This is a genomic window from Pseudofrankia coriaricola, assembly GCF_032027725.1.
GTDB lineage: Bacteria > Actinomycetota > Actinomycetes > Frankiales > Frankiaceae > Pseudofrankia.
Window position 1 is genome coordinate 173,266 of record NZ_JASNFO010000021.1, and the last position, 23,907, is coordinate 197,172.

The following is a 23,907-nucleotide window of genomic DNA, read 5'->3' on the forward strand; positions in this document are numbered from 1 at the left end:
TCAGGACCGCCCCGGTGCCGGTGTGGACGGCCGGCCCGACGCGACCACGTCGGCGAGGGCCTTCTGGTTGACGGCGACCTGCGCCGACGTCAGCGGGATGAACAGCGCCTGTCGCGCGATCGCGGTCGAGTTCTCGACGTAGTAGTCCACGAAGTCGACGAGCGCCGGCCGCGCGAGCGACGTCCTTTTGACGTAGATGAACAGGGGCCGCGCCAGTGGCCGGTAGCTGCCGTCCTGCACGGACCCGACGCTCGGCGCCACGCATCCGTCTCCGTCGTCGACCGCGAGAGCTCTCAGCCGATCGGTGTTCTCCTCGAAGTAGCCGTACCCGATGTACCCGAGCCCGCCCCGGCTGCCCTCCACCCCGGCGATGATCACGTTGTCGTCCTCGGATGCCTGGTAGTCCGTGCGGCTCCTGCCACCCTTGCCGTTGATCGCGCTCGTGAAGTAGTCGAACGTGCCGGAGTCGGTGCCCGGGCCGAAGAGCAGCAGCGGTTCGTCCGGAAACTTCGGGTCGACCTGGTTCCAGTTCTCGATCGGCGAGCGCACGTCCCAGATCCGCCGCAGCTGCGCGGCCGTGAGGCACGTCGCCCAGGCGTTCTCCTTGTTCACGATGACCGTGACCGCGTCGTTCGCCACCTGGAAGTCGACGTAGTCGATGCCGGCGCGCGTGCAGGCCTCCCGCTCCGCCTGCGTGATCGACCTGGACGCGTCGGAGATGTCGGTCTCGCCCCGGCAGAACTTCTCGAACCCTCCTCCGGTGCCAGAGGTCCCAACCGTGATCTGGATGCCCGGGTTGTGCTCGCGGAAGAGGTCGGCCGCCGCCTCGGTCAGCGGCGCGACCGTGCTGGAGCCGTCGATGCCGATGCTCTTGGCGGTCTGACCCGACCCACCGCACCCGCCGCCGGTCGACACGGCGGTGACGACGACCGCGACGACAGCCGTGCTCAGGCGGGACTGGCTACTCGCGCGGGACCGCCCCGCCGGCCGACCCGGGAGCAGGATCATCGTGGCTCCCCCGCCCTGTCACGGGAGGGCGCCGAACCATCCGCCGCCGACCGCCCTGGCGAGGACACCTCCGGCGAGAGCGGTCCCGGCGGGAGCGGTCCCGACGAGGACGGCGCGGCACAGCACGCGCCGCGGGCCACGGCGGGCGCGACGCCGCGGCCCGGCTGCCCGCCCCCAGGGCGCCGCCGCCTCGTCCGAAGCGCCCGCGCCACCCGCACCGCCCACCGGCCGAGCCGGACAAGCACATAGATCATCCCGGCCGCCGGCAACGCGACCAGCACCATGCCGACGGCCCCAGCGAGCGCCGTGACCAGTTCCCCGCCAGCCAGGGCCCGACTCGCCCGGCCGAACTGGTCGCGCACCGCCACGGCCGTCCGGGGCAGCACGAAAGGCGCGTAGACCACCAACATGACGATGTTCACGGCAAGCATCGGCGCGGCGCACAGCGCCCACGCAGTCACCATGAGCCGGGCCCGCCGGGTCAACCCGGCCAGCCGCGGATCCAGCGCCGATCCCGTGTCCACCCGAGCCCGCCGCCGAGACGGGAACACCAGCGCCGCCGCACGCCCGGCCGACCGCACAGCCGGACCCATGCGACTGAACAGGTCCGGCACCCCAACGAGATCACTGACAATGTAGTAGCCGTCAAACCGGACGAACGGCGCGAGCTGCCGCAACGCGTCCACGTGGACGAGGACCACCGCCGTCACCAACACCTCGGCCCGGGTGAAAGCAAAGGTCCCGATCACCAGCAGCGCGAACAGCCCATTGAAGTAGATCCCCCCCAGGTCGGTGCGCAGCCGCCCCCAACGGCTCAACCGATAGGAGTCAGTGACATCAGTGAAGAAGGCCGGCCAGACGAGATACATACCGACACCGATCACCCCCGGCCGCGCGCCGCCGTAACGGCAGGCCGCCGCATGACCACACTCATGAACCAGCGCACCGACGAGCGTGAGGCCGACTAGCACCAGGATCATCGACGGAGTGGCCAGCACCATCGCGGCGCTGTCCCGCACGCTGTGCCGACCAAACAACCAGACATCGGCGGCCAGCAACACAGCCAGCAACACAGCCACGACCACTGGCCGGAAGAACACCGCGAACACCCCGCTGATCCGGTGCACGACCGACGCGGGCAGCAGAGTACGCCGACCAGCGAGCGTGAACAGCGACCCCGCCCGCGGCGCCGGCGTCACACCAGTCGGGGCAGCGATCAGGCCGAGCGGCATGAGCTGATGAGTCAACAGATATACGACGTCGGCGCCGCTCACCACGCGGCCGCAGCGCCGCCCGACGTAGTCAGCGATCGCGGCGACATCGCGGGTACCGTCCGCGGCCTCGACGATCCCCGCAAGCAGCTCGGTGAGTGCCGCGACCTGACCATCAGCACGACGCGCCAAAAAAACAGGACGCGCCAAACCCGACCCGGCGAACTCGCCGAGCAACGCCAAGCCGTCAGCCCGGCTGGGGCGGACGGGCAGCTCGACGCCACTCGGCTCGACGGCGCCCGGCCCAGCACCACGTGGCTCAACGCGGGCCAACGCGACGCGGCCGGGCGCCCCGGTATCGTCCGGCAACTGGATGGGACTAGGGGCGGGGGCCTGAGGGGCCTGCGTCCGCACTGGCCACGCGGGCTCCGTCATCGAACGTCCCCTCCCTTTCGGCGCCTCCTCTCGGGGGCCTCATCGATCTACCTGGCCAGCCGCCCCGCAGAGCCGGCCGCCCCGCCGAGGGCAGGCGTACCGCGTGCGCCGCACCTGGCTGGCATGCCGCCTCGGCGTCAGGCCGCCAAGATCCTGGATCATCACGCCGATCCACATGGGACTGGCGCATCCACCCGGCACATCCATGCCGCGGCGGGCTCGACGCCGGCCCGCGGCGGCCCTAGCCCTTGTCGAGCCCATCGCCGACCTTTGGGTCGGCCGTCGACCCATCGTCGGCGTGGTGCCCAAAGCCGAGAAAGTCGAGAAAGTCGAGGTCTGACTTCTGGACTATGATGTTGATACTCGGTGCCAGCGTGAGCACGATCGGCATGAAGCCGCCATTGACCTGTGATTCTGCATGGGCGTCGATCGCCCCGTTGCTCGACCACGGAGAGCCGACCGGGAAGTTAGTGGGGTCGAACTCCTTCCGGCCGATCTCGACCGCTGCCAGGGTGGTCCGATCAGGAAGGAGCTCCACCCTTTCCTGGACAGTTCCGGTCGCTCGTCCCGTCACTTCGCGCTGGCGTCGCTCATTTTCCATCTCCCAGTTCGGTGCTTCCACGACCTCTTTCAGCGTGGATGCTAGCCGTACTGGGAGGCGGCTCAGAGTATTTCCGCGGGGGCGTCGCCGCGGCCAGAAAAAACGTCGGTCCCATTCGATGCGCAGCCCTGGAACGAAAGATCCGGCCGGCCGGCGGACGAATTCAGCCCGCCCGGTCCACGACTCGGGGATCCCTCGAAGAATGTCGGGAAACGCGGCCGACGACGGCTGGAAAAGCGGCTCGAGCGGGCGGAGCGACAGACGGAGGAAGCCTGCGCCCGCCGCGGTTCCGCCCGCCCGATGGTTACCACTTGTCGATGAAGCTCTGGCTGTTGACGATCGACTGGATGAGCGAACCATTGCCATTGACCGTCTGCGACTCCGCGTGGTTGTCGAGAGCGGCGTTGTTACTACCCGGCGAGTTGACCGCGTAGTTCTGCGGGTCGAACTCCTGCCGGTTGTACTCGATCGCCGCCAGCGTCATGCGTTCGGGCAGCAGCTCGGCCTGCTCCGCCGCCAGCCCGGCGATATCTATTCCTGGGCGAGCCGTTCCCACCAGGTCAATTCCCACACCATCCCCCATGGCTCGTTCCCGTTTCCGTCTCCCGGACGCCACCCGCGATGACGTATCCTCGGGATACCAGTCGGTGGCTTACGAAGGGTTGTGACACGCGAACATTCGGCCGGCGGTGCAGGCTTCACGGCTGAGGCCAGCTGAGTCAGTTCAGTACCGAGCGGGACCTTCATCGCCCGCCGCATCCGGTAGGTACATCTGAACCCTAGGACGGTCCATGACGGACCGCAACGCGATGTTGACCGTCGCGATAGTGCGATGTTGACCGTCGCGATATCGAACGCCTCGGCAGGCGTATCAGGCGCCGCTCGGCTGCGCCCGGAATGCGAGCACCGTCGCGACCAGCGTGGCGGCGGCGGCTATGGTCCAGCCGACCGGCCCAAGCGGCGTACAGCCGAAGAACTGGCTGATCCCCGGCGTCTGGACAACCACGGCCAGGACGACCACGGAGGCGGCCGTCGTCAGCAGCAGCCCCCCGCGGAGACGGCCGACCAACAGGGTCTGGCTGAGCTGCGAGCCGACGAGGGCGACAAGGCCGACCGTGTCCGCGTGCCGGCGCCGGCCGGTCAGCCGCGCGGCGAGCCACCCGGCGCCAGCCGCGCCGGCCGTGGCGGTCGCCCGGACCGCGATCTCCCGGTTCAGCGCGGCGCCGAGGGAACGTTCGGGACCTTCCCGCAGGAGTCCGCCAGCTTCCGCCCGGTCCGGTTCGCGCAGCGCGACGGCCAACGCCGGCGCGAGATCGGTGAGCAGGTTCACCAGCAACAGCTGACGCGCCGACAGCGGAGAACGTCCCGTCGCGACCGAACCGAGCAGTGTGAAGGCGATCTCGCCGAGGTTCCCGCCCACCAGGATGCCCATCGCCTTGCGGACAGACCCCCACATCGACCTGCCTTCGATGAGCACCTCGATGATCGTCTCGATGCGGTCGTCGGTCACGACGACGTCGGCGGCCGCGCGGGCCGCCGGGGTGCCCCGCTTTCCCAGCGCGATCCCCACGTCGGCGAGTCGGATCGCGGGCGCGTCGTTGGCCCCGTCCCCCGTCATCGCGACCGTCTTTCCCAGTCGCTGGTACGCCTCCACCACCCGCGTCTTGTGCGCGGGGGTGCCGCGCGCGACGACGGTCACCCGGGGCAGCAGCGCGTCGAGCTCCCCGTCGTCGAACTCGTCCAGCTCCGCGCCGGTCACCAGGATCTCGTCGCCACCGAGCAGGCCCAGCTCGGTGGCGACGGCCCCGGCGGTGGCGGGATGATCACCGGTGATCATGAGTATCTGGACGCCGGCCGCCCGCAGCTGGTCGAGCGACGCCCCGGCGGTGGACCGCAGCGGGTCGGCCAACGCGAGAAAGCCCAGGAAGGTCAGGTCGGCGACGTGGTCGTCGGTCAGCTCCCCCGGCCCCGGAGCCGACACCGGGTCCAGCTCCCGCTCGGCGACCGCCAGGATGCGAAAACCCTGCCCGGCCAGCCCGCCGTACTCCTTGGTGAGCCGCGCCAGGTCGCGCTCGTCGAGGGCGAGCACCCCCTCGGGGGCCCGGCGGCGTACGCACCTGGGCAGCACGACCTCGGGCGCTCCCTTGACGTTCACCAGCACTGCGCCGGGTGCCCCCTGTCCGTCCGCCCCGGCCGGTGCGCCCGTCCCGCCCACCGTCGCGTGGTACGCCCGGCCAGGTTCGAACGGGAGCCTGGCGACCAGCGACCACGACGCGACGCCGTGCTCACGGGTCACCCCCGCCGCGGCGGCGCCCTTGTGCACCGCACGATCGGTCGGGTGCGGCAACTTGCGCCCCCGCCGGCGCGGCGTGGCGCGCAGCCCGGCGGCGAGCACGTACCGGTGCGGCCCGTCGAGCTCGTCGGCGGCGGCGGTGCGCAGGCCGTCGGAGACGGCGCGCAGGCGGATGCGGCCCTCGGTGAGCGTGCCGGTCTTGTCGAAGCAGAGCACGTCGACGCGGCCGAGCGTCTCGATCGTGCGGGGGTTGCGTACCAGCGCGCCCTTCGCGGACAGTCGCCGGGCGGCGGCGAGCTGGGCCGCGGTGGCGAGGAAGGGCAGTCCCTCGGGCACAGCGGCGACGGCGAGCGCCACGCCGGCGCTGAGGGTGTCCGCAAGGGGCCGGTTGTGCAGCACTCCGGACAACAGCAGTGCGCCTGAGGCACCCAGGGTGACAGGAAGGGTGAGACTGGTGATGTCCGCGAGTCGGGCCTGGACCCCTACCAGCCGGGTGGGACCGACGGTAGCCGCCATCGTGCGGCCCGCCTCGGTCGCCGTCCCGGTGGCCACCACCAGCCCGACGCCCCGCCCGCCGGCCACGGTCGTACCCTCGTAGATCATCGATGTCCGCTCCGCCAGGTAGGCGGCGGCGACGGGTTCCGGCGACTTCGCGACCGGCAGCGACTCGCCGGTCAGCGAGGACTCGTCGACCTCGAGCGACTCGGCCGCCAGCAGCCGGCAGTCGGCCGGGACGACGTCCCCGGCCGCGAGCGTGATCACGTCACCGGGCACCAGGTCGTCGGCGGTCAGCTTCAGCTCCTCGCCGTCCCGGCGCACCCGGGCCGGGACCGCCGAGGCAGCGAACAGCCGGGCGAGCGACCGGTCGACACGGCCCCGCTGCGCGGCGCCGAGGACCGCCGACCCGAGCGACACGCTCAGGATCAGAGCGGCGTCCACCACCGAGCCAGCGGCCACCGACAGCGCCGCGCCTCCGAGCAGAATCGGCGTGAGCGGGTTCGCGAGCTCGACCGCCACCGCCCGGACGAAGCCGGGCGCGGCCATCCGGCCCGGGGGCGCCTCGCCGCGCCGCTGGACGGCCTGCTCGCCGGTCAACCCGCTCGGGGCGCTGCCGAGCCGCTCCAGGCAGGTCTCCGCGGGCAGCACATGCCAGGGGGTGCGTGGGACGGCCGGCGGCGGTGGCCTGCGGCCCAGCTCGCCGGCCCGCCAGATCCCGTCGCAGAGGGCCGCGACGGCCGCCCCGTTGACCATGACCAGGCCACGCGCGGCCGTCCGCGCGCCCGCGCCGCCGAGCGCCGTGAGCGCGCCGGCGGCCGAGCCGATCTCCGCCAGCCGGACGGCGTCCCGGCTGGCCCGGACCGCCTCGGGGACCGCCTCGACGACCAGGGCGGCGGTGGCCAGCTCATGGCCGACCAGGATGTGCGCCCCCCACGCGGGTGAGCCGTCAGGACCGTCCACGCCGACGCCGACGTCCGCCGCGCCCATCGCGGCCCGCCGCGCGGACACCACCAGCACGCCGCCGCGGTCCTCCGCCTGCAACTGCCGGACGGTCGCGGCCAGTCCGTTCCCCCCGGGGACAGGAGTGAAGCCGGGGGCCGGGTTGACACCGACATCCGCGGTCGACGGACCGAGGTCGCCCGCGGCCGCGGGCTCACCGGCCAGGAACAGGGCGCAGCCGGCCCGCCGGCAGGCCGCGAGCAGGAGCTCGGCCCCCTGGGCGGGCTCGGGCGCGACAGACACGACGGCCATCAGCCGGCTGCCGCGGGCGAGACCGAGAACGGGGCCGGTGCTGGAACGAGCGAGCTCGCGCCGTTCCCGGGCGCCCGTCCGGCCCCGAAGTGCGAGGCGTTCCACCGGACCGAGGGTCCAGCCGTCCACGGTGACCAGGGCGGCGCAGTCCCGCGCGCGGAACAGGGCGTTCGCCCGAACCGCGACCTCGCCCGGGTCGGCGCCGGTCAACGGCACCACGTCGGCGAGCAGGTACTGGTCGCCACGCAGCACGTCGGCGTCGAGGACGATCGTGTCGATCCTGTCGAGCAGCCGCAGCGCCGCGAGATCCAGCACATGCGCGCCGCGACGGGCCAGGACACGGGTGAGCTGGGCGGCGAAGCCCTCCCGGCCGAGTCGCGCCGGCCGGGGCAGCGCGGCGACGGCCACCCCGGCGGCGCGCCGCGGCGCACCGGTCAACGCGGTCAGACCCACGAACCCGCCGAGCCCCGCCGCCAGGGACCGATCGGCGTGCCGCTCGACCGGCCCGGGCGGCAACGGCCGCGGGCGGCTGGAGGCGAGGAACTCGGCGACCACTCGCTCGTTCTCCCAGTCGCGCCGAGGGCGGCCGGCCAGGTCGTCCCGAGCGGCCTCGAAGGCCGCCCGACGGGTCAGCGCCTCGGCCAGCCCGGCCGACCGGTGGAGGGCGTCCACCGCGATCCCGGTGTTGCCCTGCGCCAGCGCGAGCGCACCGGCGTTGGCCAGCGCCAGCACAAGGTCCGCCCTGCCGGCGCCGAGCGCGCGTTCCAGCTGACGGCGCAGCCGTGGTTGGGTGTCGACGAGCGTGACCAGCGAGGCGACCTCGATCGGCACCGGGACCAGGCGGGCGAGCCGCCCCGCGGAGGCGAGGGTGAGCGCGACCCCGTCGGCGGCCAGCGCCACGCCCGCCCGTCGGATCGGCGCCGCGAAAGCGGCGGGCAGCCAGCGGTCCGGTCCAGGCAGGGGCGCCGCGGTCGGCGGTGCCGTCGCCGGCCGCGCCTTGGTCGACCGCGCTGTGGTCGACCGCGCTGTGGTCGACCGCGCTGTGGTCGACCGCGGCGCGGTTGGCGCCGCCGTGGTCGGCGGCCGCGTGGTCGACCGAGCCGCGGCTGCCTGCCGTGTCCCGGCGGAACGCGGGCGACGATCCGAGCGGGCGGGACCGACACCGGGCAGGGGAAGTAGGTCCAGACCGGCCGCCATGGGCGCGACGAGCGTCCCGACGAGCGCGGCGGGGATCCGACAGACCGCGTGGACTCCCGTCAGGCGCATCGGCCGATCTCCTCCGCGTCTACCGCAGGCGTGGATATCGCGACAGGTCATTGACCGCGACAGCGCACAGTAACCCACCTTGACGTAGCGTGCCTCTGTGCTCACTATCCGGTGAGTACGGTCGCCATGATCCCGCCGCGGGTCCTGACCCGGCTAAACGCGGACCCCGCGTTCGACTCAGGGCCACTCGCCATCGTGATCGAGGATCCGCCGCCCATCGCGATCTACATGAGGCGGCGCAGCTCCTCACGTCGTGAGGCCCAGCCGCCGACAACCGCGGCCGACCGGGACCGGAGCGGTCGGCGCGGCCTGACGCACATCCGGTCAGGAGAGCGGCAACGCGGTCGGCCGCCCGACAGTCCCATACCAATCCCGACGAGCCACCGACAGCGACCGCGGTTCGGCCGTCCGCGGATCGATCATGAACCTGGGGCGCCGGGACGTCACGGGACGATTACAATTGGTAGTCAACTGCAGGCTTCTCGTGTCCGAGGAGGGATCCACGATGCCGCCGACAGCGCGCTCAAGCACGACAACCACCAGGCAGCGGCAGACCGAGGTGCGTTCCCCGGCCCAGGCCGACCGGTCGCAGCCGGTGGCAGCCAAGGAGGACGCGGACCGGTCGCGAACCCGGACGGCCACGGTCCGACTGCCGTTCCTCTCCGCCCGGTTCGAAGTGCCCGCTCCGCCCACCGGTGAGGGCTGGCGGATGGGCCCGGTGAGCTTCCCTTCACCCGCCAAGACCGCCTACTACCTGGGCCTCGGGACACTTGCCGTGGTGGACGTCGTCGAATGGCCGGTGGCCCTGGCGATCGCCGCGGGTACCTTCGTGGGCCAGCACACCCGCGGCCAGGCGACCGCCATCCCGCAAACGGGGTCAGCTCACCACGACGGGCACCAGCGGCCTTCCTCCGGCAGCTGACACCGGTGCCGCAGCTGCCGGTCGTCGGACGACCGCGTCAGACCGCGGGGTTTCCGGTGGGCACGCCGATCCAGCGGCGCAGTAGCGCCGCCACCAGCATGACGACGACCGCACCGGCCACCTCGACCAGGACGGCACCCAGCAGACTGGCCATGGCGCGACCCCCGTTCCTTGCTCGTACCGGCTGGACGTCCTCACATTCCGAGCCGAAGGTTAACGTTGCGCATCTACAGACCGTCGGTCATGCGTCCGCCTGGTAACGGATGTGGAGCCGGGTGAGGTGAGCCGGGAGACATGGCACGGCGGCGTGTCTTCGAGCCAGACCGTCTGCCAGATCCCCGACCGGGCGAACGCGCAGAACGTCGCGCTGCTCGACGAGTTCGACGCGGCCATGCGCAAGGACCGAAGGCCCGGCCGACCGTTGCCGAGCTCTACAGCCTGCTGCCCGGCGCGTCCGTGCCCGTCGCGCTGTCCGGCGTCCTCGCCGACACTGCGCCATACACCTCCTAGCGGTCGCGGATGGTCATGCCGTCGGGGTTCCAGGGAAGCGCCCAGCCGTAGTGGGCGGCGGCCTCGGCCTGGGTGCCGTCGAAGAACGCGTTCTCGCGGCGGATTACTAGGTCGTCCTGCGCCACGTGGAACGAAGCGATGACGCAGGTCCGCGCGGTCGGCGGGGCGTCTCCGAGAGGGATGTCGAGGTGCTCGCCTGTGCGCGCGCCGACCGTGAGCTCCCCGCGCAGCAGATTCCACTGCGGGGCGCTGCGCAGGCCGTAGGCGAAGACGAAGAAGCGCTTGAACGTCTCCAGCGCCCGCAGGTCGACGAAGATCTTCTGCCCTTCGTGCTCGTCGCGGGGAGCAAGCGCCAGGACCTGCCGGCCCGCGCCGCGGCCGGGGGCGCTCGTCGCGCCGCCGAGCGTCTGCAGGACTCCGGCCGACCCGTCGAGCGCCTGCCAGAGGCAGCCGAGGTACAGGTCGCTCGGCCGCGGCAGCCCGGTCCTGGTGGTCAACGGAGCCCAGGTCAGCGTGATCGTCATCGAGCCGGAGCCGCGCTTTTCGGCGGTCCAGGCGGTGGCCGGATGGTCGTCGTCCAGCTCGGTGACGTGCTCCAGACGCTGCCGGTACCGCGACGACCGTTCGCCGAAGAGCGCCGGGCCGGCCGGCCGGCGACCAGCGTCACCGGCCGCCCCGTCCGCGGGCCGAGCCGGCGCGGACGCAGACACGGTGCTGGGAGACGCAGTGCCGGGAGACGCGGTGCTGGGAGACGCGGTGCTGGGAGACGCGGTGCTGGGAGCCACTGCGCCGGGTGGCGCGGCGGGCGGCGGCGCCAGGTGGCGCGGCGCGGCGCCGGGCGACTCGTCGGCATCGAGGTCGAGCGGCGAGCGCCCCGCCCGCGGGGCGGCGGGAGCGGCGGGCGCGCCGTCGTGGTCGTCCAGGTCCAGGGGAGAGCGCGCCCCGGTCGGCTTCCCTGGCGTCGGCGAGGCCGCCGCGGTGGGCGGCGGCGCCGCTACGCGTGCCGGCGGCTCGTGGGAGTCACCGCTCAGGTCGAGTGGCGAACGCGCCGCGGGTCTCGCCGGCGCGGGTGGCGCGGGTGGCGCCGGCGGCATCGGCGCGGGAGGCACCGGCCGAGACGGCGCGGCGGGTGGCCTTGGCGGTGTGGCGGGTGGCCTTGGCGGCGTGGTCGGGCCCGGCGGCGACGGGCGGGTGGGAGCCGCGGGCGATCGTGGTGTGACCGGCGGCCGGGACGGCGCCGGACTCCGCTGTGCCGGCCGGGAGGGCGCCGCGGGCTGGCCACCCGCGGGCGGCGGTGATGCCCCCGGGCGTGCCACCCCCGCCGCGGCGCGCGGCGGGTGCAGATGGTCGACGACCTTGCGCCGCGACCGGGTGGGCGACGTGCGGGTGAGGAAACCGACGACGTCGGCGGGGCGGGCGGGCACCGGGTCGTGCCCGTCCCCGTCGGTGAACCCGGCGAGGCCCTGGGCGTAGCCCTGGCCGACGGCTCGGAACTTCCAGCCCGCCGGGTGGCGGTAGAGCTCACCGAAGACGAGGGCGGTCTCCTGCCCGGTCTCCGCCCGCGCGTCGTAGCGGGCGAGCTCGACGCCGTCCGCGTCGTTGAGCACGCGGATGTACGCACCGCGTACCGACCCGAAGGCCTGCGCGCGGCTGGGCGCGTCGACGATCACCGCGCCGATCTGCAGCCGGCCCACCTCGGCCGGAACGGCGGCCAACGTGACGACGATCGTCTCGACGTCGCGGGCCCCGGTGCGCGGCGGAGCGTGCGGCGTGGCTGGCCCTTCGGTCGGGTTCGGCACCTGGTGAGCGAGAAGCACCTCGGTGGACGTCGCGGACTCGCCAGCCCCCCCACGGCTGACGCTCACAACGCTCACAACGCCGTCCAGCTCAGGCGTGGCCGCGAAGCCAGCGGCACCGGCGGCGGGACCGGCTGGCGGGACGTCCCAACCGAGCGCGACGCGGAGTCGCTCGATGCCAGGTGCCACGGCGGACAGCAGCACGTTGCCGCCCTTGGGCAGGGTGACGCTCATGCGGCGCGGGTCGGGCCACTGGCGGTGGCCACGGCGGCGGTGGTGGCGGTGATGGCGGTGATGGTCATGAGGTGGTCGTCAACGTCCCGGTCAGGTCAGGTGGGCCGCTTGGCCCAGGTCAAGCCGGTTCCGAACGGCTGGTTCGCGTGGGCCCGATCGTGTCAGTCGGTCCAGGTCGTGTCACTCCAGGTCGTGTCACTCCAGGTCGGGTCACTCCAGGTCGAGGTCGGATCGGCGAAACTTGGTGTCCAGGAAGCGAGCCTGGATCGCGAGCTTCGCGGCGTCGCCGCTGTAGACGAGATCCTGCAGCTCGCTCACGCCCTCGTCGAGCAGGACCAGCTGGCGGATCAGGTCGTCGGCCGGGGACGTGCCAGTGACGCCGGGGCGTTCGGCGTACCGCGGCGGCAGCGCCAGGTAGTCCTTGAGCGCCTGGGGCAGGTACTCGGAGATGATCGCTGTGAGGCTCCGCAGCTCCTCGCCGTTCGGCGGCCGGACCCGCAGGTACTCCAGCAACGGCCGAAGCGCGTCGTCGAGGTCGCGCACGATCGGAACCACCCCCGGCGGCAGCCGCCCACCGTCCGCGTTCGCCTGCCCGACGATCGTGGCGAGCTCCCGCCACAGCTGCCCCACCTGGCCGGTGTTCCCGGCCTCGTCCTGCCGCGGGCCATCCGCGCCGTCGGCCCGCCTGGCCTCCGGGTCGGCCTCTCCGGCAGCGTCGTCTGCACGGCGTCGGCGGAACAACGCTCCTCCTGTCGCTACCACTCGCTACCAGGGCAACGAACGGCCCGCGCCAACCGCGTACCGGCGCCGGGCCCGCGCCCCGGGTCCGCGCCCACCGGCGCCGACCGGCCAGGACCTGATCAACGCTCGTTCGCGCGGGCCCGCTCCAGGTACGTCTTCGATCGTCCTACCTGGGTCTCCAGCGCCGCGACCGTCGTCGCCATGCTTTCGACCGCCTTCGAGCGGTAGGAGTCGATTTCGTCCATCGTCGCGAAGATGTTGTCGAACGCGGTCTGCAGTGCCTCGACGCTGACCATGGACGACGACGCCTGTGCCTGGATCTGCCCCGACTGCTGGCGCAGAAGCTCGCTGGTCTGCACGATCATGTTGTTCGTCGTCGCGTTCAGCGCGTTGATCTGGTCAAGCACCAGCTTCTGGTTCGCCAGCGCCTGCGCGACGATCACCGCCGTGCGCAGCGCGGCCACCGTGGTCGTCTGGGCCCGGTCGACGCCCTTGATGAGCTCGATGTTGTTCTTGCGCACCAGGTCGAGCGCGAGGTAGCCCTGGACACTGACGGCGAGCTGGGTGAGCAGGTCCTGCTGGCGCTGGCGGATGGGGAACAGCGCATCCGAGGTGAACGCGTCGGCCGCGGCGGGGTCGGTGTACCGCAGCTGCTCGACCTTGGCCGAGACCGCGCCGTCCAGCGCCTTCGCGAGGGTGGCGTACTCGGTGAGCTTGCCCATCGCCGCCCACAGGTTGGCCTTCTCCTGCTCGATCGCGGCGTTGTCCTTGCGCAGCTCGTCCTGGCCTGAGCCCAGGGAGGTGATGATGGCGTCGAGCTGTTTCTGCGCCGACTGGTACCGCTGGAAATAGCTGGCGATCTTGTTACCGAACGGCACGACGCCGAGAATCTTGCGGGCACCCTTCAGGTCGGCCCGGCCAGGGTCCAGGTCGGTGACGGTGCGGCGCAGCTCGACAAGCGTGCCGGCCACCCTCGTCTGGGCATCGGCCGCCGGCCCGCCCCGGCCGCGGCTCGCGCGCATTGCCGCCGCCGGGCGGTCCAGCATCCGGTTGGACACCCGAGCGCTCGCGACGATCTCCCGCTCCCCCATGCGGGCGATGTCGTTGATCTTCTCCTGGAAGACTGGGCTGCGCGGGTCCTGCGCGGCGAGGTCCTCGGCGAAGGCGGCGGCCCGCTGGCGCAGCTGGGCCCTGGTCGCCTCGTCGATCGGCACCATGCTGTCGACCTGGTCGTCCGGGACGACCGGGACGGGCGCCGGGGGCGAGAGCACGAGGGCGCCGGCCTCCGGGGGCTTCGTCGTCACGACGGCAGGCGGCGCCAGGGGCGCACCCAGGTTCAGCGAATCCGACATGTCGGTCCTCTCCGCACCGCAAACCCGATCGCCCGACCCAGGCCGAGATCCCGGGGTATCCAGCCTCCTTGAGGCTACGCCGACTTATCTAACAGATCGGCCGCCGCGCGATGGTCGGCTAAAGGACAGTACGGACGGATTGGACGGATTGCCCCGCTCCCGGGGCCCGGAAGACATCCCGCGGGACGGTTACCAGCGCGGGGGCACCCGGACGCGTCTGGACGCATGACGTCGGCGCGGCCTGACGCAGGGTGGTCGCCACCTGCGGTTCCTCGCCGCCCGACGACCCGGCACCATCGGCCCGGCAGGCGAAGTAACGTCCCCCGAGGTTCTCCGCCGATGCAGGCAGCGTTTACCGGAGAACGATCGCACAGGTTGGCACGGGTATTTCTGTTGACGTGTGGAAGCTGATGAAGGACGTGCCCGCCAAGGGGACGGTCCGTGCGACGACCTCGCCGGCTGGACGTTCCTCAGGATCGTCGAGCCCGGTGGGCGGGGGAAGGTCGTCGCGAGGGCCGGTCCCGGACGGCGCCGCCAGGCCACGCGCCGGCCCGCTGGCCGCCGACGCGTGGTCGACGAGAACCCGCACGCGGCATCTGGCCCGTCGGTCGCACCTGGCCCGTCGGTCGCCCTGGCCGGCACGGCACTGGGCCCGGGTGGCCGCCTACGCGGTGTCCGCCCGGGCCCAGTGCCGTGGCCGTCAGGTCAGGTGGCCGTCAGGTCACGTCGTCAGGTCACGCCGTCAGCTGGTGATCGGTCCGACGTAGAGCTGCTGCACCTTCGGGTTGATGCAGGCGTTGTCGGCCAGCTTCACGAACCGCGGCCAGCCGCCGGTGGGCGGAGAGATCCTCAGGCCGGCCGCGGGCGTGTAGGTCTTCGCCGTGTCGCAGCCGGCCGGAATTCCGGCGTGGACCTCGCGAACGACGAACTTCGCCTTACCACCGGGGGCGAGCGTCACCGGCTTGACGGTGCCCGCCATCCACGCCGCCGGCGCGCCGATCCGCGATCCGCGCGCGTTGACGAACACCACATGCGGATAGCCCTTCACCACGCAGCGATGCCGTCCGATGTTCGTGTAGGAGAGCGTCACGTACGTGCTGCCCGCGGCGCCCTCTCCTCCCACGATGGCCGGGCGCAGCTGGGACGACCGGCAGGGCGGGAACCAGCGCTGCGTCGAGGGTGCGGGCTGCGGGCTTGGCGGTCCGCTCATCGACGGGACGGGCCGCGGGCCTGCCGACCCGGTCGCCGACGCACCGACGGCCGTGGCACCGACGACGCTGGCCGAGACGGCAGCGGCAACGACGGCCCGACTGATCCTTCGCATGGCGATCCCCCTTCGCGACGGTCGCAGCGCCTTTCGACGTCGCGGCCCGGAGTTCACGTCCGATCAGATGGCTCGGTAGACCGAGTCCGCCTGCGCCAGGGGTCCTGCCCTACCGACTCCACTCCGGAACACGGAGAGTGACTACCCATCGACAAACACGTTGCCAATCCCCCTTCACCGGGTGAGTTCGGCGGTGCCGATCCGGTCCCGCCGCCGGCACCCGTGGTGGGTGGCAGCCGGACCGACCGACGTCTGGCCGGCCGCGACCCGCGACCCGCGGCGCCGAGCGCCGAGCGGCGAGCGGCGAGCGGCTGGAGGCGGCCTTCCTCGCCGTCGGTCCGCTGGTGGCGCCACGTCCACCTGACGTGGAATCGTGTCCCCATCCCGCCGGAACGGCATTCTTGGGGCGGCATGGGGAGACGCGACGTCGGCGGCACCGCCCCACCTGGGGCGCGGCGCTCGCCACGGCCGCCGGGTATCGGCTCTCCCCTCGCCCCGCCCGGCGGACGTGGGGTCTCAGCCGGGTCTGTGAGGGGTGGCGGGGTGAAGGTCGACGGCACGCTCGGGGCGCTGGAGGTCGCGGCGGGGCAGGCGGGCGACGCCGAGGCGGCGGGCTACGACGGCGTCTGGACGGGCGAGGTCAGCCAGGACCCGTTCCTGCCGCTCGCGCTCGCGGCCCAGGCGACCGGCCGCGTCACGGTGGGTACGTCGATCGCCGTCGCGTTGTCCCGGTCCCCCATGTCGCTCGCCTACACGGCGAACGACCTGCAGCGGTTCTCCGGGGGCCGGTTCTCCCTGGGCCTCGGCTCGCAGGTCAAGGCGCACATAACCCGCCGGTTCTCGATGCCGTGGGGCCGCCCCGCCGCCCAGATGCGGGAGTTCGTGCTGGCCATGCGGGCGGTCTGGTCGAGCTGGGCGGACGGCACACCGCTCGCGTTCGAGGGCGAGTACTACGCGCACACGTTGATGCCGCCGGCGTTCGTGCCCACGCCGCACGCGTTCGGCCCGCCGCGGGTCCTGCTCGCCGGCGTCGGCGACGTGATGACCCGGGTGGCTGGCGAGGTCGCGGACGGCTTCTTCTGCCACTGGTTCACGACCCCGCGCTGGATCCGGGAGCACACGATCCCCGCGCTCGCCGAGGGCCGCCGCCGCGCCGGGGCGACCTTCGACGGCTTCGACATCGTGGTCGGCGGCTTCGTCGCGACCGGCACCGACGCGGAGGTCGCCGCGGGCGTCGCCCGGATGCGCTCGCAGATAGCGTTCTACGGCTCGACCCCGGCGTACCGCGGCGTGCTCGAGCTGCACGGCTGGGGTGACCTCGGCGCCGAGCTGACGGCGCTGTCGAAGCAGAACCGCTGGGCGGAGATGGCCACCCTCATCGACGACGACATGGTCGACGCGTTCGGCATCGTCGCCGCGCCCGCCGAGCTGCCCGCGCGCGTCGCCGAGCGGTTCGGCGGCCTCGCCACCCGGATCACCCTTTCCCCGCCGGCGTCCTTCACTCCCGACCAGACGCGGGAGACCATCGCCGCCATCCAGGCCCTCCCCGGAGCCAGGATCGCTCCGGCCGCTCTCACGGCCGAGGCGGCCCAGGTGCCCTGACCGGCCGCCGCCGAGCCGGGTGCGATCAGACGGTCGGGGCGGGATCGAGGCCGAGCGCCTGGGCGGCTTCGGCGAGCACGGCCTGCTCGACCGGGGGGAAGGCGCCGTCGATGCGGCCGATCACCTCGCCGAGCCGCAGCACCGCCGTGGCTTCGGCGGGACGCCCGCGGACCCTGCCGACGTCGGCGAGGATCGCGCGTCTGCCCGTGTCGGCGTCGGCCGCCAGCGCCGCCACATGCGCGTCGAAGGCCTGCTCCAGCTCGTCCGCCGGAAAGTTCGCCATGACCGGGTCGGTCGCGAGGAAGGCCCGCAGGCCGTCGCGCTCGGCCGGGTCGATCCGGCCGTCGGCGGCGGCCACCAGGGCGCATATCGCCACCGCCGCGTCCCGGAACCGCCGGCCCCTCAGCTGGTCGCGGCGGGCGGCGAGCTGGCCGCGCAGCGTCGCCACCGGCGGCTGGGAGCCGTACCAGGCGGCGCGGGCCGCGCCGGGCGCGAGCGACCGCCACACCGGATAGCCCTGGGCGAGCCAGCGACGCGTGGCCCAGGCGACCGGCAGCGGGGCGAGCCGTGTCACCACCAGGTCGTCGGGCCGGACGGCGCTGACCTCGCGGCCTCGCCACGACGAGGGCACCGCCACGCCTTCCGGCCAGTCGGCCGCGAAGAGCAGGGTGAGGACATGCTCCGTTCCGGGTGTCCCATGCGCCCAGGACTCGTCGGCCGGATCCGCGTCGCGGGCGTCGCCCGCGTCCCCGGTGTGCTCGACGGCTCCGACGAATCGCCAGGTCGGTGCCGAGGCCCGGAACCTGGCCGCCGATGGTCCCGGCGAGGCTCCGGTCACGGCGATTCCGACGCCATCGCGCGCCCGCGCGCTGGTGAGGGGGCCGGCGAGCTCGCCGAGGTGCTGCGTGAGCGAGCGTTGGGTGCCCTCGTCGGGGTCCACCGGGCCGCCCGGCAGCGCGTGCCAGAGCTGCCCCGGTTCCCTGGTCAGCAGCACCCGGCCGGCTGTCCGCGCGACCATCCGCGCGTCGAGCCGGATGGCGGGAAGCACGGCCATTCCAGATCCCTTCGGTCGTGGCAGGCGCCGGTCAGACGGTGGGCAGGGTGGTGCGCCAGAGAGGCGGACGTCCCGCGGCCCAACGCTGGATCATGTCCTTGAGAGGGGCCGGCCGTAGTTCCAGGTCGGCAAGGTCTTCGATCGCGATGGAGGCCAGGTGTACGCCCGGGTCGTTGCTGATGATCTGGGCAGCCCACGGTAGCGGCGCGGTGAACACCGTGGTCAGCGCGTGGATGGCGACGCTGTCCTCGGTGTAGGCCTGCTCGATGCAGCCGACGAAGTCGAACGCGCCCACGTCCAGGCCGGCCTGGCTGTCGATCTCGCGGCGCAGCGCGTCCTCGACGGTCTCGCCGGGCCGCACCCGCCCGCCGGGCAGGAAGTACCACGCCTGCCCACGATGGCTCGCCAGCAGGACCCGGTTCTCGTACAGGACGAGCAGCCGGGCGTCGATCTCGGACCGGGCGAGGGCCATCCGCACTCCGTGACGATGAGGGGCGACAACGACGAGGCCACGACAGGGGACGGCGGTGGGCGAGCAGTCACGAGAACAAGCCGTCGATGCACCGTGCGTGCCCATGCTAGGCGCCGAAAGCTCCGTGGACGACCATATTGTCACCGGCCGCGAGGCCGGGCAGGTAAGCGGGGACAACCGGTGTGGTCGGTCAGTGGGGCGCGGTCAGGTGGAGCTGAGGCGGCTCGCGGCCGGGGGCGGCGGTGACCTGGCCGGTGGACGCGACGACGGTGACGTCTCCGTCGGCGGCGGCGACGGTCGGGGCCAGCTGGCGGTCGACGAACTGTTCCTTGCCGGTGTCCGCCGGGGTTACGTAGAGCGCGAGCGCCAGGGTCCGGTTGCCTGGCTTGAGCTGCCGGGCCGGAGCCTCGCGGGTGACCTTCGGGTCGCCGGCGAGGCCGGTCGCCGGGGTCAGGCCGCGCAGCGTCGCGCCGTCGGCGTCCACGACGAGCCGGGCGGTGACCGGGCGGGACGGGTCGATCGGGTAGGAGACGTCCCCGGCGTTGGTGGTGAGGACGAGGCGTGCCGCCTTTGCCGGCTCGTACGCCGGGTCGACGGTCACGTCCAGCGTGACGGCATCGCCGGTGCGCGTGGCCAGCCGCTCCAGGCGGGTCCCGGACGGGGAGCCGGGCGTCCGGTTGTAGGCGGGTGGGATCCGCAGCAGGTAGGCGGGCCGGGCCGGGTGCTGGGCGAGGACCGCGAGGTCCGCGGTGCCGCCGCGGGTGACGGCCCACAGCACCCGGCCGTCGAGCTCGGGCGGGTTCGCGGCGAGCGACGTCGGGTGCATCAGGTACAGCGGGTCGACCGACAGGAACACCAACGGGTCGCCGGGCAGCCCGTCGATCGCCGCGTCGAGGTCGCGGTCGTGGCGGGTGAGTGTCAGGTTGGCCGGAATCGCCGTGGCCAGCACCAGGCAGGTGAGCCCCGCGGCGACGGCCACCGCGGCCTGGGCGAGCCGGGGCCGCCAGGCAGCCAGGTCCACCAGGCCGCGGGCCCCGAGCTGGACGAGCACGGCCAGCACCGGAAGCATGTAGAACGGCCCGATGTAGCGGATACCGCCCCACAGGTAGGCAGCGTTCCACGCGCCCCAGAACGCGACATAGCCGCCGAGGAACACCAGCACACCGGCGCCGAGCGCGAGCCCGGCGCCGCCGACCCGGCGGCGTGCGACCGCGCCGATCGCGCACGCCAGCAGGACGACCCCGCCGCACGCCCACCCTCCCAGCAGGAACAGGTGGTCGCCAACCGAGGCAAGCCCGTCGAGGAAGCCGAAATGGTGGGCCCGGTCCGTCGGGTAGAGCCGGCGTACCCCGAAGCCCATCTTGTCCTCGGACTCCAGGTAGCTGAACGGTAGCCGCAGCGCCGAGCCGGTCGCGGCGGCGTTGAACGCGAGCAGCAGCCCGGCCGGCGCCGCCAGGCCCGCACACACCCATCCGATCAGCCAGGCCCGCCGGCCACGCGCCGTCACCACCGCCCAGCCCGCCAGCGGCGCCAGCAGTGTCAGCACGTCGAACGGCCGCACCGCCACCGCGGTCCCCGCCGCGACGCCGGCACCGACCAGCGCCCACCGGCTCCCGTCCCGCCAGCCGCCCCGGCCGCCCGACAGGCCGCCTGGGCCGCCCCCGTCGACAGGCGTGGCCCCGCCCGCGCGCAGGCCTCGCAGCAGGCCGAGCACCGCCAGCTCGACCATCACCAGCACCGGGAGGTAGGCCAGCAGCATGCCGTCGAGCAGCACCACCAGCGGGGACGCGGTGAACAGCGTCGCCGCCACGGCGGCGACCCGCCGGTCGCCGAACAGCGCGAGCCCGAGGCGGTAGGTGACGGCGACGGCGGCGGCGGCGACGGCCGCGAGCCCCAGGCCGAAGCCGCCGGTGACGAGCAGGCTCAACGCGAACAGCGCCGGCACGAACGGGGTGTACTTCAGCACGTAGTGCCCGTGGCTGGGCACCGCGAGCCAGGGCGCGTAGGAGGTGGCTGGGTCACCGGCGACCGGGAACAGCCTGCCGGCGGCCAGGGTCTGCGCCTGTAGCCGGTACAGCGCCTCGTCGTTGTTGATCGACAGGTAGGGGAACAGCAGGTACTTGACCACCAGCGCGAGCGCGGCCGCGACGAAGGCGAGCACCGCCACGTAGCGCCCTGCCGGACTGACGGCGGCGAGGCGCCCGGCGACGGCGGCCAGCGCGCGCCGGCCTGGGCTGGCCGTGGCCCGCGTCGGGGGCTGGGGCGCCGGCTCGCGGCCCTCGGGCGCGGGCAGGAGAGCGCCGGGCTGGGGTGGGGGGGCGTCGGGGCCGCCGTCGGCGTCCCCGGCCGGGGGGACGGTCGTTCGAGGTGCCGCTGCCTGGCCGGGAACGGCGGCCGCGGCGGCTGGCCGTTCCCGGTCGTCGCGCACGCTGGTCACCGGGGTGAGCGTATCCGTCGAGGGGGACCGCTCTAGATCGAGGTACGGCACCATCGGTCACATCCACTCCCCCGGGGCGCGCCCCACGACCGCCGACGTGGCGCCGCCGTCCGGCCATGGGCTCGGGGCATGAACTATGGGGTCACGCAGGCGTTTTTCGCCACCACAGCCCATGCCACAGTCGGGCCACACCTCGCGGTGCCTTGCCCCGCGGGTCGTGTATCGAGGCGCCGTGTCCATCGGCGGCCGGCGCACGATGCCCCGTTGGCGGGACACCGGGTAGAAGGCGGACGCGGCCGGTGGCGTCAGAGCGGCCTGCTCAGGCTCAGCGCACGTCGGCGGTGTCAGAGTCAGCGGTGTCAGACCAGTCGGGCCGGACCTCGCCGAGGACCCCGCCGGGGAGCTCGTCGGCCGGTGCCGCGCCGGCGTGGGTGAAGGAATCTCCGTCGAGGTCACCGTCTGCCCAGGGCGTGGTCTCGTCGAGCGGCGAGGCCGGCCCGGCCTGCGCATCGTCGCCGTACTCGCCGTTGGCGACCGGACCGGTCTCGACGGCGGTGCCGGGAGGGACACCGGTCTGGCCGGCAGGGCGCTCGCCGGCGCCGCCGCGGCTCGCGCGCATGACGCGGGCGGGGCGCCAGGCAAGCTCGGGGCCGATGGCGTCCGCCTCGATCTCGTAGCGTCGGCGCCGCTCGCCCTGCGCGTTGTCGAACTCGCGCAGCCGGAGCCGGCCGATGATCAGCGCACGGTCGCCCTTGTTCAGGCTGGCGGCGACGTTCTCAGCCAGCCTGCGCCAACAGGTGACCTCGATGAACAGCGACGATCCGTCGACCCAGCGGTTCTCCTTGCGGTCATAGCGACGCGCCGTCGAGGCGATGCGGAAGGAACAGAGGTAGGTGCCGTTGGGAGTCACCTTCAGGTTGGGGTTCTCGATGACGTTGCCGACGAGGCTGATGGTGGCGTCGAGCATGCTGGCCTTCCGGGGCATGGGGCCGCTGGGCTGGTGGGAGCGGCTGACGTGCGCTGACGGAGGTCGGGAGCGCGGGCCGGCGGGTCGCCGGCGGCACCATCAGGATCGCCGCCGACCGCCGAGGTGAGAAGCGCGCAGGCGCTGCCTGTGGATGAGGGCGCCCCGTCCACAGGCTGGCCAGGGGCCTGTGAATGATCTCGTGGTGCTGGGAACACTGCCCGCTGGGGCGCGGTTGCCAGCGACGGACGGCCCGGAACAAAGACCAGGACGGGCAGCGGGCACCGGTCAGGCGTGAACTGGCCGACGCCGGCGGGTGGCGCGAGCCGGCGGGAGGCCGGCGGCGAGCCCGGGCGGTGCGGCCCAGCCGCCGGCAGCTGAGCCCGCGCTCCCCGGTCCCGCGCCGCCATGGCCGGTGACAGGCCATCGCGGTGGTTCCGCGGCGGCCGGCGTAACCAGGTGCCTGGCAGGGGCCGTGGGAGGCCACGGGGCGCGGGCCGCGAGCACGACCTACAGGGACGACGAGGAGACGAACATGTCGAGTGCGACGGGCACGGCACAGCCGACGGCCAGCGCCAGCGGGACCTTCACGATCGGAGGCGACCTGCCGGTGCGCCGGCTCGGCTACGGCGCCATGCAGATCACCGGGCCCGGTGTATGGGGCCCGCCGGCCGACCCGGAGGGTGCCATCCGGGTACTGCGGCACGCCGTCGAGCTGGGTGTGAACTTCATTGACACCGCGGACTCGTACGGGCCGTACGTGAGCGAGGAGCTGATCGCCGAGGCGCTCTATCCGTACCCGGACGACCTGGTGATCGCCACCAAGGCCGGCTTCGTCAGGACCGGTCCGTCCGTGTGGGTCCCGGTCGGCCACCCGGCGTACCTGCGCCAGGAGGTGGAAATGTCGCTGCGCCGGCTGAAGCTGGAGCGCATCGACCTGCTCCAGCTGCACCGCATCGACCCGGACACCCCCGCCGAGGACTCCCTCGGCGAGCTGAAGGCGATGCAGCAGGAAGGGAAGATCCGCCATATCGGCCTGTCCGAGGTGAGCGTCGACCAGCTCGCGCACGCCCGCACGATCGTCGACATCGTGAGCGTGCAGAACCGCTACAACCTGGCCGACCGCGCCTCCGAGGACGTCCTCGACTACGCGGAGCGGGAAGGGCTTGGCTTCATTCCGTGGTTCCCGGTGGGCACCGGCAGGCTCGCCCGGCCGGGCGGCCCGCTGGACGCCGCGGCGGCGGCCCACAACGCGACGCCCGCCCAGCTCGCCCTCGCCTGGCTGCTGCGCCGCTCGCCGGTGATGCTCCCGATTCCTGGCACCAAGTCCGTCGACCACCTCGAGGAGAACATCGCCGCGGCCGGCCTCACCCTCACCGACGACGAGTTCGCGGCGCTGGAGGCCGCCGGCCGCTGACAGGGACTCCGTCACGGTGGGATCCTCCGTGCGTCAGGCCGGAGGATCCCACCGAGTCGTGTCCCGAGTCCTCGCCGGAAGCCGGCGGGTCCGGTGGGTCATGCCTTGGCTGCCCGCCAAGAACGAGACCGAGTGCCCTGACGGGGTCGGAGAGGCGTTCCAACCCGAGGTCCCGGACACGGTGAAGCGTGATGTGGTGACCGATATCGCCCCACCAACGGCGCGTCGGGACCTTTAGCCTGTGGCGAAAGGCTCCCGGCACGGGCATTATCGGCGTGGCCCGCGCGAGGGAGATCGGAGCTGACGCTCTGACCGCCTTCGTCCTTCCCGACAGCCGTCATCGGCCGCGCCTCAGCGGCCGGACACGCCGCGCTGTCGACGACGCGGGCCGTCTCGTCCCACCGCGCGGCCAACACCAGGCCGCACAATGGAAGCAGAGCGCCCGTAGCTCAGCGGATAGAGCGAGTGCCTTCTAAGCACTGGGTCGCAGGTTCGATCCCTGCCGGGCGCGCAGACCCT

The 23,907-nt window shown here is 73.1% G+C and carries 16 protein-coding genes and 1 tRNA gene; 4 read left to right on the forward strand and 13 right to left on the reverse strand.

Annotation, left to right across the window (positions count from 1 at the left end):
• The 5 genes from QOZ89_RS13165 to QOZ89_RS13185 all read right to left on the reverse strand — a co-directional run bounded on the left by QOZ89_RS13165 (window position 1) and on the right by QOZ89_RS13185 (window position 8,197).
• The gene (locus tag QOZ89_RS13165; RefSeq protein ID WP_083419400.1) at window positions 1-1,008 is read right to left on the reverse strand and encodes a PstS family phosphate ABC transporter substrate-binding protein; all 1,008 of its coding nucleotides are present in this window, start codon (window positions 1,006-1,008) and stop codon (window positions 1-3) included.
• A complete protein-coding gene (locus tag QOZ89_RS13170; RefSeq protein ID WP_312623902.1) occupies window positions 1,005-2,411 on the reverse strand; it encodes a zinc metalloprotease in 1,407 nt (468 codons plus the stop codon). Before QOZ89_RS13170 ends, QOZ89_RS13165 begins: the two co-directional genes overlap by 4 nt.
• Before the next feature lie 484 nt (window positions 2,412-2,895).
• On the reverse strand, window positions 2,896-3,276 hold the full coding sequence (locus QOZ89_RS13175; protein WP_312623903.1) for a hypothetical protein: 381 nt from the start codon (window positions 3,274-3,276) through the stop codon (window positions 2,896-2,898).
• 283 nt (window positions 3,277-3,559) lie between these two features.
• A complete protein-coding gene (locus QOZ89_RS13180; RefSeq protein ID WP_083419399.1) occupies window positions 3,560-3,838 on the reverse strand; it encodes a hypothetical protein in 279 nt (92 codons plus the stop codon).
• A 288-nt stretch (window positions 3,839-4,126) separates the two neighbouring features.
• A complete protein-coding gene (locus QOZ89_RS13185) occupies window positions 4,127-8,197 on the reverse strand; it encodes a cation-translocating P-type ATPase (RefSeq protein WP_312623904.1) in 4,071 nt (1,356 codons plus the stop codon).
• A gap of 871 nt (window positions 8,198-9,068) precedes the next feature.
• On the opposite strand from QOZ89_RS13185, the gene QOZ89_RS13190 reads away from it, so the two are divergent.
• A complete protein-coding gene (locus QOZ89_RS13190; protein WP_198543451.1) occupies window positions 9,069-9,485 on the forward strand; it encodes a hypothetical protein in 417 nt (138 codons plus the stop codon).
• Between the two features lie 506 nt (window positions 9,486-9,991).
• Here the strand turns inward: QOZ89_RS13190 and QOZ89_RS13195 are convergent.
• From QOZ89_RS13195 to QOZ89_RS13210, 4 genes are all read right to left on the reverse strand, one after another.
• Entirely contained in the window at window positions 9,992-12,025 is a 2,034-nt protein-coding gene (locus tag QOZ89_RS13195) for a TerD family protein (protein ID WP_312623905.1), read from the reverse strand.
• A 210-nt stretch (window positions 12,026-12,235) separates the two neighbouring features.
• Entirely contained in the window at window positions 12,236-12,766 is a 531-nt protein-coding gene (locus tag QOZ89_RS13200) for a hypothetical protein (RefSeq protein ID WP_071051713.1), read from the reverse strand.
• Window positions 12,767-12,885: 119 nt separating this feature from the next.
• A complete protein-coding gene (locus tag QOZ89_RS13205) occupies window positions 12,886-14,118 on the reverse strand; it encodes a toxic anion resistance protein (protein ID WP_071051712.1) in 1,233 nt (410 codons plus the stop codon).
• Between the two features lie 742 nt (window positions 14,119-14,860).
• A complete protein-coding gene (locus QOZ89_RS13210) occupies window positions 14,861-15,442 on the reverse strand; it encodes a DUF4232 domain-containing protein (RefSeq protein ID WP_071051711.1) in 582 nt (193 codons plus the stop codon).
• Between the two features lie 543 nt (window positions 15,443-15,985).
• On the opposite strand from QOZ89_RS13210, the gene QOZ89_RS13215 reads away from it, so the two are divergent.
• Complete coding sequence (locus tag QOZ89_RS13215; protein ID WP_071051789.1) at window positions 15,986-17,044, forward strand: LLM class F420-dependent oxidoreductase; 1,059 nt, start codon at window positions 15,986-15,988, stop codon at window positions 17,042-17,044.
• 25 nt (window positions 17,045-17,069) lie between these two features.
• Here QOZ89_RS13215 and QOZ89_RS13220 read toward each other — a convergent pair whose 3' ends face one another.
• The 4 genes from QOZ89_RS13220 to ssb form a co-directional block, all read right to left on the reverse strand.
• Complete coding sequence (locus tag QOZ89_RS13220) at window positions 17,070-18,098, reverse strand: tellurite resistance TerB family protein (RefSeq protein ID WP_071051709.1); 1,029 nt, start codon at window positions 18,096-18,098, stop codon at window positions 17,070-17,072.
• 31 nt (window positions 18,099-18,129) lie between these two features.
• The gene (locus tag QOZ89_RS13225; protein WP_071051708.1) at window positions 18,130-18,570 is read right to left on the reverse strand and encodes an NUDIX domain-containing protein; all 441 of its coding nucleotides are present in this window, start codon (window positions 18,568-18,570) and stop codon (window positions 18,130-18,132) included.
• A 190-nt stretch (window positions 18,571-18,760) separates the two neighbouring features.
• Complete coding sequence (locus QOZ89_RS13230; protein ID WP_241842089.1) at window positions 18,761-21,061, reverse strand: DUF7846 domain-containing protein; 2,301 nt, start codon at window positions 21,059-21,061, stop codon at window positions 18,761-18,763.
• A gap of 271 nt (window positions 21,062-21,332) precedes the next feature.
• On the reverse strand, window positions 21,333-21,974 hold the full coding sequence (gene ssb, locus QOZ89_RS13235) for a single-stranded DNA-binding protein (protein ID WP_083419423.1): 642 nt from the start codon (window positions 21,972-21,974) through the stop codon (window positions 21,333-21,335).
• A gap of 532 nt (window positions 21,975-22,506) precedes the next feature.
• Here ssb and QOZ89_RS13240 point away from each other — a divergent pair.
• Both QOZ89_RS13240 and QOZ89_RS13245 read left to right on the forward strand, forming a co-directional pair.
• Window positions 22,507-23,388: an aldo/keto reductase gene (locus QOZ89_RS13240; RefSeq protein WP_071051788.1), complete on the forward strand. Its 882-nt coding sequence runs from the start codon at window positions 22,507-22,509 to the stop codon at window positions 23,386-23,388.
• Between the two features lie 438 nt (window positions 23,389-23,826).
• A tRNA-Arg gene (locus tag QOZ89_RS13245) sits at window positions 23,827-23,899 on the forward strand.
• Window positions 23,900-23,907: the final 8 nt, after the last annotated feature.

Bases quoted from the DNA above. Each gene is read 5' to 3' on its own strand.
- QOZ89_RS13225 (WP_071051708.1), bottom strand. From the start codon at position 18,570: ATGGCCCTCGCCCGGTCCGAGATCGACGCCCGGCTGCTCGTCCTGTAC.
- QOZ89_RS13220 (WP_071051709.1), bottom strand. From the start codon at position 18,098: ATGGCCGTGCTTCCCGCCATCCGGCTCGACGCGCGGATGGTCGCGCGG.
- QOZ89_RS13230 (WP_241842089.1), bottom strand. From the start codon at position 21,061: ATGGTGCCGTACCTCGATCTAGAGCGGTCCCCCTCGACGGATACGCTC.
- QOZ89_RS13210 (WP_071051711.1), bottom strand. From the start codon at position 15,442: ATGCGAAGGATCAGTCGGGCCGTCGTTGCCGCTGCCGTCTCGGCCAGC.
- QOZ89_RS13180 (WP_083419399.1), bottom strand. From the start codon at position 3,838: ATGGGGGATGGTGTGGGAATTGACCTGGTGGGAACGGCTCGCCCAGGA.
- QOZ89_RS13165 (WP_083419400.1), bottom strand. From the start codon at position 1,008: ATGATCCTGCTCCCGGGTCGGCCGGCGGGGCGGTCCCGCGCGAGTAGC.
- QOZ89_RS13240 (WP_071051788.1), top strand. From the start codon at position 22,507: ATGTCGAGTGCGACGGGCACGGCACAGCCGACGGCCAGCGCCAGCGGG.
- ssb (WP_083419423.1), bottom strand. From the start codon at position 21,974: ATGCTCGACGCCACCATCAGCCTCGTCGGCAACGTCATCGAGAACCCC.
- QOZ89_RS13190 (WP_198543451.1), top strand. From the start codon at position 9,069: ATGCCGCCGACAGCGCGCTCAAGCACGACAACCACCAGGCAGCGGCAG.
- QOZ89_RS13205 (WP_071051712.1), bottom strand. From the start codon at position 14,118: ATGTCGGATTCGCTGAACCTGGGTGCGCCCCTGGCGCCGCCTGCCGTC.
- QOZ89_RS13195 (WP_312623905.1), bottom strand. From the start codon at position 12,025: ATGAGCGTCACCCTGCCCAAGGGCGGCAACGTGCTGCTGTCCGCCGTG.